The sequence below is a fragment of the Henriciella sp. genome, assembly GCF_049649345.1.
Taxonomy (GTDB): Bacteria; Pseudomonadota; Alphaproteobacteria; order Caulobacterales; family Hyphomonadaceae; genus Henriciella.
This window is the reverse complement of record NZ_JBARZC010000050.1, coordinates 1-7,419: the sequence shown is the minus strand read 5'-3', so window position 1 is coordinate 7,419 and position 7,419 is coordinate 1. Positions and strand designations below refer to the sequence as shown.

The window sequence follows — 7,419 nt, the reverse complement described above, 5'->3', positions numbered from 1 at the left end:
TCCCTGCCCCGGCCGGTGAAATGGAAGTCGTGCTTGGGCCGGGCTGGCCCGCCGTCCTGCTTCACGAAGCTGTCGGGCACGGCCTCGAAGGGGACTTCAACCGCAAACAGACGAGCGTCTATGCAGGCCGGATAGGCGAACAGGTCGCCGCAAAAGGCGTAACGATCATCGATGACGGCACAATCGAAGCCCGCCGGGGATCGCTGTCCTTTGACGATGAAGGTACGCCGACGCAACGCACAGTCCTGATCGAGGATGGTATCCTCAAAGGGTATATGCAGGATCGACAGAATGCGCGGCTGATGGGCATGGCGCCGACCGGCAATGGCCGGCGAGAATCCTATGACGCAGGCGTGATGCCGCGGATGACCAACACAGTCATGATGGGCGGCCAGGATGACCCGGAAGAGATCGTGAAATCGATCAAACGCGGCGTCTGGGCGGTCGACTTTGGCGGTGGCCAGGTCGATATCACCTCGGGCAATTTCGTCTTCCAGTGTACAGAGGCCTATTTGGTCGAGGATGGCAAAGTCATCGCTCCCGTGAAGAATGCGACTCTCATTGGTCACGGCCCGACCGCGCTCAACAAGGTTTCCATGATCGGGGATGATTTCGCCATGGATGATGGTGTCGGCACATGCGGTAAGGCGGGCCAGTCTGTGCCTGTTGGGGTTGGACAGCCAACGCTGAAGGTCGATGCACTGACGGTTGGCGGTGCCGGCTAGGAGACGGCCCGCTCGTCGCAGGACCTGAATGTACTGCGATCTATAGCTCTGCCGCCGTCCAAAGTGTATTCGAGTGGATAGACTACATTGAACCGCGGGATCGCCCGGCCGCCGACAATTTTAGGCGCGAATACAACGCGGGAAACCGCCTTTTTAGACTGGAAGCAGAAGACCGGCTGCGTGCAGGAAGTGCTAAGGCTGAACGGGTACCCCTGCTCGTCGACAGAGAACGTCACTTCGCAATAGCCCTGAAGGCCGAGCATCGCCGCCATCGGCGGATAGCTGGGCACCGGTGGTCGGACAGGTTGGGCGTCTCGATCATCAGATCCTTGCTCGCCGGCAGAAGGCAGGCAGGCAAGAAAAAGTACCGGTAAGAGCATCACCAATCGACGCATAAACCTCCCCAATTTAGCCAAGCAATCTGTAGTGGGTGGCCGGACCGCCGACAAGCTGAATCAGTGAATATCTAAACGCCGCTGAGTTATGATAAACTAAGCAGCATGAAACACCTATTCGCATCACTATCGGTCGCCGCTCTCGTCTGCAGCACCAGCCTTTTCACGGCATCGGCCCAAGGCCTGCCGCCAGAAATGCCTGTCTCGCGGGGGGATCTGATGGTCCGCAAGGCGGGCGGCCTGCTGATCGACGTGCGAACACCTGAAGAGTGGACCCAGACCGGCGTGCCGGTGACCGCTCACACGCTGAGCCTTCAGGATCCCGACTTCATGGCGACGATCGAACGGCTCACCAAAGGCGACAAGGCCCGCCGCATTGCCTTCATCTGCCGGTCCGGCAGCCGCTCAGCAAAGGCGCGAGACCGGCTTCTCGATGCCGGCTACACGAATGTGACAAGCATTGGAGGCGGCGTAAGCGGCACTGACGGGTGGATCGACGCTGACCTGCCCGTCAGGCCCTATCCCTAATCCAGATTGCGCTCGAGCGTCGCGCCGGCGGGATCGACTTCGCCGCGCTTTTCCTTGATTCCATTACTGCCTTCAGCGTGGCGCGTCAGCTTGCGAAGCCACGGGCTGGCAACGAGCAGCAGGACACCGAGCGCAACCGCAGCGCCGCCAAGTTGCAGATAAACAGCATTATAGGCTTCGAGGCTCTCCTCGGTGGGGGCGCCCTCCGGCACCTGTGTGGCTTGCGCGATACCGGCTGCGATTACATTGGCGTAGGACGATGCGAGGAACCAGTAGCCCATCATAAAGCCGACGATCTGTTTGGCCGAGAGCTTGGTCACGGCTGACAGCCCCACTGGCGACAGGAAGATCTCACCCGTTGTGTGCAACAGGTACATCAGCATGATGAATAGCACCGAGATGCGCAGCGCACCATCGGCATCCGGAACAGCGGTCTGAATCCCGAGATTCAGGACGAAGAAGCCGGCGCCGATCTGCACCATGGCGAGGCCAAACTTGATGAAGCTGTTCGGCTCAATCCCGCGATTGCCTAGATACGTCCAGAGCACCGCGATGAGCGGTGCGAAATACATGATGTAGAGCGGGTTGGCAGACTGGAGCACAGGCGCGGGAAATGGCGATCCCATGACCTGATTGTCCACGTGTGCGGCAGCAAACAGGTTGAGCGACGTTGGCCCTTGGTCGAACAATGCCCAGAACAGAACAGACGAGACGGTCAGGATCAAAAGACCGATCATCGCGTTTCTTGTATCGTCCTCGAGCTTGGTCAGCATGTAGACGATGATACCGAGCGTCACGACCGCGAAGACGCCATGCATGGCCAGCGTCATGATGCTCGCAATCTGGAGCAGGAAGAAGGCCGCAACGGCGAAAGCGAGGCCGGCGCCATAGACCAACCATTCGCGGTTCAGACCTGCAAAAACCGGCGTCTTCAGATCGACGCCGGCTGGCGGTTCGGCGCGGCCTTCCAGCCAGCCCTGCCCCCAGACGAACACCACCAGACCCGCCAGCATGCCAACGGCAGCAAGACCAAAGCCTGCCCACCAGCCGAATTGTGCCGCTGCCAGCGCGCAGAAAATGCCTGACAGGAATGAGCCGAGATTAATGCCCATATAGTATAGTGTGAAACCGGAATCGCGGCGTCGGTCGCCTTGGTCGTAAAGCGCACCGACGCACGTTGAGATGTTTGGCTTGAGGAAGCCGACACCCGCCACAATAAGTGCCAATGCGGCGAACAGGATGGTCGCAAAGAGAGGGTTGCGCTCTTCAGAAAGCGTACCCGTGAGGACGGTCTCTTCGCCGTTTTGGACAAATGTCACTGCGCGTGTCGTCGAGCCTTGTTCTGGCTGAACGAAGGAATCGATCGCAAGCGGCTCACCCTCAACGACGATGAAACGGTCGCGGGATTCACTGTATTCCGGACGTTCCAGCTCGTAAACGGTGTCACCCACTGTGAGCGTCTCAGTCGCCGCTGGGCCGTGCAGCCCCATCAGGCCGTGACCTGCCACGAGCAGGATTGCCCCAAACGTCACCGCCTTGCGGAAGCCGATATACTTATCAGCCAGCCAGCCGCCGAGGAGCGGCCCCAAATAGACCAGGGCGACATACGCCCCGTAAAGAGTAAGCGAGTAACTGCTCTCGAACAGGAAGTGCCAAGTAAGATAGAAGATGAGCAGGGCACGCATCCCGTAATAGGAAAACCGCTCCCACATCTCTGCGAAGAACAGGATGTAAAGACCTTTTGGATGCTTGCGAAGCTGCCACATCGTGAAGACGATTGGCGGCAGCGCCACCAGAATCGCAAAGAGTGCAATGCCCATGAAATGCCCTTCCCTGAAGCCGACCGGCGCGTGGCGCCTGGTCCCGAACCGGCATACATTCACCACGCGTTACAGCTTGGCTCAAGCAATTATCTGCCATTTGTCAGGGAGAAAGCGGCAAAGAGTGCCTAATAGGCAAGCGTTTCAAAGACAGGATCGACCCGCTGTCCCCATTCGCCATGGTAAAGCTGCAGAAGCCGGTCGGCTGGTGTGAGACCGCTTGCGGCGATCTCGTCGAGTTCTGAAAGGAAGCCGGACTCATTGTCGCCGGCAGTGTTCAGCTTTGCCCGCGCCTTGAGGCCATCCCGGCTGATCGCGAGCACATCGAGCGCAACTTGGCGCATCGAGCGGCCGTCCGGCATCGGCGTCTTCAATCCCAGCGTCCGCACCGATTGGCGAATCGCTTCGCGCTCTGGCGCTGTCCAGTCCTTTACGATCTCCCAGGCCGCATCGAGCGCGCCCTCATCATAGAGAATGCCCGTCCAGAAAGCCGAAAAGGCGCACAGCCGGCTCCATGGCCCCGAATCGGAGCCGCGCATTTCAAGGAAGCGTTTCAATCGAACTTCCGGGAAAATCGTTGAGAGGTGATCTACGAAATCGTCAATCGCGGGCTTCTCGCCCGGCAGGATGGGAAGCTTTCCATCGAGAAAGTCGCGAAAGCTCAGCCCGCTCGCATCAAGGTAGACCCCGCCACGCCGGACAAAATACATCGGAACATCAAGCGCGTAATCGACATATCGTTCAAACCCCGCGCCCTCTTCGAACATGAAAGGCAGCATGCCGGACCGGTCAGGGTCTGTATCGGTCCAGATATGAGAGCGGTAGGACAGGAAACCGTTCGGGCGGCCTTCGGTGAAAGGCGAATTGGCGAACAGCGCCGTGCCAAGCGGCTGCAAGGCCAGCGAGACGCGCATCTTCTTCACCATGTCGGCTTCAGAGGCGAAGTCGAGATTGGTTTGCACTGTGCAGGTGCGGAACATCATCTCCCGCCCCAGCCGGCCGACTTTCTGCATATAGTCCCGCATGATCCGATAGCGCCCCTTGGGCATCATCGGGGTCTCTTCCATGCTCCAGAGCGGCGACGACCCCAGCCCCAGGAAGGCAATACCAAGCGGCTCGGCAATCTCGCGCACTTCGCGCAAATGATCGCCCACCTCGTTGCAGGTCTGGTGGATATGCTCAAGTGGCGCGCCGGAAAGCTCAAACTGGCCACCCGGTTCGAGGCTGACGCTAGCGCCATCTTTCTTGAGGCCGATCAGATGCCCGCCTTCCTCGATCGGCTCCCAGCCAAACCGATCACGCAGGCCTTCGAGCATTGCCTTGATCGAAACATCGCCATCATAAGGCAGCGGGCGCAGGCCATCGCGGATGAAACCAAACTTCTCGTGCTCGGTGCCAATCTTCCAGTCGGCCTTGGGCGTGCAGCCGGCCTCGATCCATTCGACCATTTCGGACTTCGACTCGATTCGCGGCGCGCTTTCGTCAATGTCAGACGTCGGAGTCGTCATTCCAGGCCCTCTAGCCGTTTTGCGTTTCAGGCAGATAGGGATGATCGCGCCAGTCGCCAAGCAGAGATTGCCAAAGCGTCAGCGCAGCAACAGCTGCAGTCTCCGCGCGGAGGATGCGCGGCCCCAGCGTCACCGGTACAACGAAAGGCAAGCCGCGCAGCCTGCCCCGTTCGGCTGCGGAGAAGCCACCCTCCGGTCCGATCAGGATGCCCGCGGCCTCGATCGCGCGCCCGGACAGCGTTTCCTGCATCGGCTTTGCGCCTCCTGCCTCATCACAATAGAAGAGCGGGCGATCCGTCGGCCAGGCATTGAGCGCCTTCAATAGGGGCATGTCATCTTCGACCACCGGAATATCCATCCGCTCGGTTTGCTCTGCCGCCTCAATGACCACGGCCTGCAACCTGTCAGACCTGACCCGGCTCGATTGCGTGAATTCGGTCATCACCGGCTGGATACGCTGCACACCCAGCTCGCAGGCTTTCTCCACAACGAAATCGGTTCTCGTTTTCTTGAGAGGCGCGAACAGCAGCGTCAGATCAGGCGTTGCGATCTGATCCCGTGTCTGTTCGACGGGGCGGATGGAGGCCTTTTTCGCCGAATCCTGGATGATGATCGCCCGCCACTCTCCGTCCTGCCCATTGAAGACGCGGACGGGGTCGCCATCCGACAGCCGCATGACACGCAGCAGGTATTTCGACTGATTGGCATCGAGCGGTGCAGGCTTACCTGGCTGAAGCCGGACGGGGACATAGATACGGGGGGCGGAACTCATAACCACCTTATTGGATTAGCTCTGCAGGGAATTAAAGCCGAAAACTGAAAGGCGATCATGTCTGTACGCTCCATCAATCCAACAAATGAAGAAGAGATAGAAACTTTCGAGCCTCATACGCCCGCAGAAATCGACACAGCAATCTCGCGCGCCGATGACCGCTTTAAGTCTTGGCGCCTGACACGTTTTGAGGAGCGCGCCAAGCTTATGAGAGCGGCGGCTGATGTGCTCGAAGCTCGGGCCGCTGAATTTGCAAGACATATGACGCTCGAAATGGGCAAGCCGATTTCCCAAGCCGAGGCAGAGGCGAAGAAATGTGCCTGGGTCTGCCGTCACTACGCAGATAATGCTGAGGCCTATCTGGAAGACGAGCCGATCGAGACGGACGCGTCGTCATCTTATGTTCGCAACCTGCCAATCGGCCCCGTCCTTGCCGTCATGCCTTGGAATTTCCCGCTCTGGCAGGTCTTCCGGTTTGCCGCGCCGTCTCTGATGGCTGGCAATGTCGGCCTGTTGAAACATGCTTCAAATGTCTGGCGCTGCGCCCTTGATATCGAACAGATATTCACGAGTGCGGGCTTTCCCGAAGGCTGCTTCCAGACGCTGCTGATCGGTTCCGACAAGGTCGAAGGTATCTTGAAGGATGACCGCGTCCGCGCTGCGACGCTGACCGGCTCTGGCCCTGCCGGCTCATCGGTTGCCTCGATCGCGGGGTCAGAGATCAAGCCGACCGTGCTGGAACTGGGCGGCACCGACGCTTTTATCGTGATGCCTTCGGCTGATCTTGAAGATGCAGTCGAAACCGCTGTCGATGGACGCACTCAGAATAATGGCCAGTCCTGTATCGCCGCAAAACGCTTCTTCGTGCATGCGGATATCTACGACGCATTCAAAGAAAAGTTTGTTGCCGCCATGGGGGACCTGAAGATCGGCGATCCGCTCGACAAGGACACGCAGATCGGCCCGCTCGCCATGAAGTCGATCTACGACGATCTGAAAGATCAGACAGAGAGATCGATAAAGAAAGGCGCGCGGCCGCTCATCGAAACCCAAGGCATGCCCGACCGCGGCTACTGGTTTGCGCCGCAAATCCTTGAGGACGCCCCGGACGGCTCTCCTGCGGCTGAAGAGGAAATGTTCGGGCCGGTCGCGAGCCTCTGGAAAGTAAACTCGCTTGATGACGCCATCGCCCGAACAAACAAAAGCCCGTTCGGCCTGGGCTCAGCCATCTTCACAAACGACAAATCTGAAATCGATAATGCCATTCGGGATCTGGAAGCTGGATCAACGTTCGTGAACGCCAAAGTCGCCAGCGACCCGCGCCTGCCCTTTGGCGGCGTGAAGAAGTCCGGCTATGGCCGCGAGCTGTCCCGAGATGGTATCCTCGCTTTCGTCAACCGGAAGACAGTCTCTATCGCCTGAACCGCAAAATTCGCTATAGGGGGCGCATGACCGACAAACCGAATGATTCAAACACTCAGGATCCGATTGAAGCGGAGTTCTCTGAGACGCCTCGCGCCGAGCCGCGCGCACCGGCAGACAGCGCCTTGCCTGTCTGGCTGACTTCCCTGCCTGACCGGTTCCGCCCCTATGCGGCGCTGGCCCGGCTCGACAGGCCGATCGGCACATGGCTGGTTCTCCTGCCGACGCTGGTCGCGCTTGCCTACACAC

Annotated in this window: 7 protein-coding genes and 1 pseudogene; 4 read left to right on the top strand and 4 right to left on the bottom strand. The window is 59.2% G+C overall.

Annotated elements, in window-relative coordinates; all coding sequences use genetic code 11:
• The coding region (locus WA989_RS01300) for a metallopeptidase TldD-related protein (RefSeq protein WP_424338724.1) at nt 1-725 on the top strand (725 nt) is incomplete at its 5' end.
• On the opposite strand, the gene WA989_RS01295 is transcribed toward WA989_RS01300, so the two are convergent.
• Entirely contained in the window at nt 722-1,105 is a 384-nt protein-coding gene (locus WA989_RS01295; RefSeq protein ID WP_424338725.1) for an energy transducer TonB, read from the bottom strand. The genes WA989_RS01300 and WA989_RS01295 overlap by 4 nt on opposite strands.
• A 120-nt stretch (nt 1,106-1,225) precedes the next feature.
• Here WA989_RS01295 and WA989_RS01290 point away from each other — a divergent pair, with 120 nt between their 5' ends.
• Complete coding sequence (locus WA989_RS01290) at nt 1,226-1,648, top strand: rhodanese-like domain-containing protein (protein WP_424338723.1); 423 nt, start codon at nt 1,226-1,228, stop codon at nt 1,646-1,648.
• Here WA989_RS01290 and WA989_RS01285 read toward each other — a convergent pair.
• The 3 genes from WA989_RS01285 to WA989_RS01275 form a co-directional block, all read right to left on the bottom strand.
• Complete coding sequence (locus tag WA989_RS01285; RefSeq protein ID WP_424338722.1) at nt 1,645-3,468, bottom strand: peptide MFS transporter; 1,824 nt, start codon at nt 3,466-3,468, stop codon at nt 1,645-1,647. The genes WA989_RS01290 and WA989_RS01285 overlap by 4 nt on opposite strands.
• 128 nt (nt 3,469-3,596) lie before the next feature.
• Complete coding sequence (locus WA989_RS01280) at nt 3,597-4,976, bottom strand: glutamate--cysteine ligase (RefSeq protein WP_424338721.1); 1,380 nt, start codon at nt 4,974-4,976, stop codon at nt 3,597-3,599.
• A gap of 10 nt (nt 4,977-4,986) precedes the next feature.
• Entirely contained in the window at nt 4,987-5,748 is a 762-nt protein-coding gene (locus WA989_RS01275; protein WP_424338720.1) for a 16S rRNA (uracil(1498)-N(3))-methyltransferase, read from the bottom strand.
• A gap of 57 nt (nt 5,749-5,805) precedes the next feature.
• On the opposite strand from WA989_RS01275, the gene WA989_RS01270 reads away from it, so the two are divergent.
• Nucleotides 5,806-7,170 (top strand): NAD-dependent succinate-semialdehyde dehydrogenase, encoded by a 1,365-nt coding sequence (locus WA989_RS01270; RefSeq protein WP_424338719.1) that lies wholly within the window; start codon nt 5,806-5,808, stop codon nt 7,168-7,170.
• 26 nt (nt 7,171-7,196) lie between these two features.
• Nucleotides 7,197-7,419, top strand: a pseudogene (locus tag WA989_RS01265) (4-hydroxybenzoate octaprenyltransferase); the annotation flags it as partial.

Bases quoted from the DNA above. Each gene is read 5' to 3' on its own strand.
- WA989_RS01270 (WP_424338719.1), top strand. From the start codon at position 5,806: ATGTCTGTACGCTCCATCAATCCAACAAATGAAGAAGAGATAGAAACT.
- WA989_RS01285 (WP_424338722.1), bottom strand. From the start codon at position 3,468: ATGGGCATTGCACTCTTTGCGATTCTGGTGGCGCTGCCGCCAATCGTC.
- WA989_RS01275 (WP_424338720.1), bottom strand. From the start codon at position 5,748: ATGAGTTCCGCCCCCCGTATCTATGTCCCCGTCCGGCTTCAGCCAGGT.
- WA989_RS01290 (WP_424338723.1), top strand. From the start codon at position 1,226: ATGAAACACCTATTCGCATCACTATCGGTCGCCGCTCTCGTCTGCAGC.
- WA989_RS01295 (WP_424338725.1), bottom strand. From the start codon at position 1,105: ATGCTCTTACCGGTACTTTTTCTTGCCTGCCTGCCTTCTGCCGGCGAG.
- WA989_RS01280 (WP_424338721.1), bottom strand. From the start codon at position 4,976: ATGACGACTCCGACGTCTGACATTGACGAAAGCGCGCCGCGAATCGAG.